The organism is Mesorhizobium sp. M4A.F.Ca.ET.020.02.1.1, assembly GCF_004022645.1.
Taxonomy (GTDB): domain Bacteria; phylum Pseudomonadota; class Alphaproteobacteria; order Rhizobiales; family Rhizobiaceae; genus Mesorhizobium.
The window spans coordinates 1-1,896 of sequence record NZ_RZOI01000956.1; the positions used below are offsets into that span (position 1 = coordinate 1).

General features: G+C 61.8%; 3 protein-coding genes. 1 reads left to right on the forward strand and 2 read right to left on the reverse strand.

Annotated elements, in window-relative coordinates; all coding sequences use genetic code 11:
* A partial coding sequence (locus tag EN742_RS33565) for a twin-arginine translocation signal domain-containing protein (RefSeq protein ID WP_128333807.1) occupies nt 1-309 on the reverse strand: 309 nt, incomplete at its 3' end.
* A 176-nt stretch (nt 310-485) separates the two neighbouring features.
* Complete coding sequence (locus tag EN742_RS33570; RefSeq protein WP_126057347.1) at nt 486-1,352, reverse strand: helix-turn-helix domain-containing protein; 867 nt, start codon at nt 1,350-1,352, stop codon at nt 486-488.
* Between the two features lie 106 nt (nt 1,353-1,458).
* On the opposite strand from EN742_RS33570, the gene EN742_RS33575 reads away from it, so the two are divergent.
* Nucleotides 1,459-1,896: ABC transporter substrate-binding protein (locus tag EN742_RS33575; RefSeq protein WP_148670461.1), on the forward strand; the 438-nt coding region annotated here is incomplete at its 3' end.

Consider the following 1,896-nt stretch of genomic DNA (forward strand, 5'->3'; position numbering starts at 1 on the left):
GTTCTGGGTGATAAAATTCTCGATGGCATCGACCTGCGCGGCGAAGTCGCGCTCGTCCTTCATGCCGACGGCGGCGAAATCGAACTTGTCCTTGTTCTTGGCCGCGTACTCCTCGGCTCCAGCCTGCATCTGCTTGAAGAACTCGTTGGCGAGCGACTTCATGACCAGGCCGACCTTGGGCTTGTCGGCGGCGAGCGCCGGGCCGAGCGGCAGCGCCAGGGCGCCCGCGGCCAATGCGCTGCTTTTGAGGAACTGACGACGCGAGAACTGGCCCAGGTCGAGACCAAGCGCGTTTGGATCCTTGCTCATGTTTTCCTCCACTTGATTGAGCCGTAATCGGTTACGTAACCGATTACGCAACAGGTTAGTGCGGGAGTTTGGCGGATGTCAATCCGTAAAAGGCTTGTGGCACTCGCCCAGATCACCGCCACATCAACGAGGGCGGCTTGCCAATCGGAACACGCGGCACACTGGCGGGACGTCCGCTATTTGACACCCGCCCTGCGGAAATCGGAGGGCGACATGCCGGCGAGCTTGCGGAACGACTTGTTGAAGGCGCTGAGCGAGCCGAAGCCCGAATCCATGGCGACGCGCAGCACGTTGGCGTCCTCATGCATCAAGAGCGCCTGCGCATAGCTCAGCCGCAGCAGGTTGACATACTCGTTGAGCGTCATCCCGGTCGACTTCTTGAAGATGCTCATGGCGTATTTCGGATGGATGTCGACGACAGCCGCTATGTCGACGCAGTCGATCTCATAGAGGAAATTCTCGGCGATGAAGTCGCACATGCGCCCGACGTTGCGCGACGACTGCTGGTCGAAGGGGCTGCCCGCCGAATGTGCGGCGGGAACCCTCGAAACAAGCCGGTAGGGTTCGAACCGCACCCGCTCCAGCCGCAGCAGCAGCTCGTTCACCGCATGCTCGGCTTTGGCCGCGTCGCCCGAGCGGGCGTAGCTGTTCCAGCGCTCGAAATTGTGGTTGTCGGCCTGGTCGGTGGCCGACGTCACCAGCGTGGCGCCCGTCATCAGCCGGTGCCGGACATCGGTGGGTAGATGCAGCCGGAAGAAATGCACCAGCGGCAAATGCGCCCCGGCATAGACGGCATCGTCACTGAGATCGTCCATCTGGTGCGGCAGGCCGCCCCAGAACAGGCACATCTCGCCGGCCGACAGCGAGATCTCGTGATCATTCATCAAGTAGTGCACGCTGCCGCGCACGATGAAATTGACTTCCACCTGCGCGTGCCAATGCGGCTTGAGCATAACCAGCGGCTGTGTGTGGAACATCTGCAGCATCAGCGGCATGCCTTCCACGCTGCTGGCGCCAGGCTGGTAGAACGGCCGTTCCGGCATCTTACTTTCCGCCAATTTTCTTTTCCCTTTGTCCGGGACAAGCCTTCCGCGCCGCATAATCTAGCCACGCTCACTGTGAGAGAGCAAATGAAATGGGAGGAGTTCAATGCGCACCACACTGACCTGCGCCGCGCTCGCGCTTGCCCTGGGCTCCGGCCCGGCCATGGCGCAATCCGGCGAAATCACGATCTGGAGCTGGAACATCGCGGCTTCGTCGCTGAAGGCCACCGTCGCCGGCTTCAACAAGAAATACCCCGACATCAAGGTGACCGTCGAGGATCTCGGCAACCAGCCGACCTATGACAAGTCGATTGCCGGCTGCGCCGCCGGCGGCGTCGGTCTGCCGGACATCGTCTCGATCGAGAATGGCGAGGCCGAGAACTACTGGAGCCAGTTCCCCGACTGCTTCGTCGACCTGCATACGCTGGGCTACACCGCCGAGGACCAGAAGAAATTCCCCGATTTCAAGCGCACCGAGCTCGAGGTCGGCGAGAAGGCCTATGCGATGCCGTGGGATTCCGGCCCGGTCGCCGCCTTCTACCGC